Origin of the sequence: Chryseobacterium sp. SIMBA_029 (assembly GCF_046535275.1) — a bacterium.
GTDB lineage: Bacteria > Bacteroidota > Bacteroidia > Flavobacteriales > Weeksellaceae > Chryseobacterium.
The window spans coordinates 1-233 of the sequence record NZ_JAWRXA010000889.1 but is presented as its reverse complement, the minus strand read 5'-3'; the positions used below and the strand labels follow the sequence as shown (position 1 = coordinate 233).

At 39.9% G+C, this 233-nt stretch carries 1 protein-coding gene; it reads right to left on the bottom strand.

Annotated elements, in window-relative coordinates; all coding sequences use genetic code 11:
• A partial coding sequence (locus SB679_RS26405; RefSeq protein ID WP_410705403.1) for a M4 family metallopeptidase occupies positions 1-233 on the bottom strand: 233 nt, incomplete at both ends.

Below are 233 nucleotides of genomic sequence, written 5' to 3'. Positions count from 1 at the left end.
CTGCATTCCATGCATTGGTAACCTGTGTTACTTCATTACTACCGGCTCCATATAGATCTGTCGCTGACTGAAGAGAATAAGTTCTTGCATTAGCATAAGTAGAGGTGGAAGTAAGATAAGTAGTTAAAGTTCTGTAAGCAATTGCTCCTGCTTTATCTAACCCGATTCCGGAAACATTGTAGGCAAAACCTTTATCATTGGTTCCTGTACCTCCTGTTACCAATAAGTAGTAC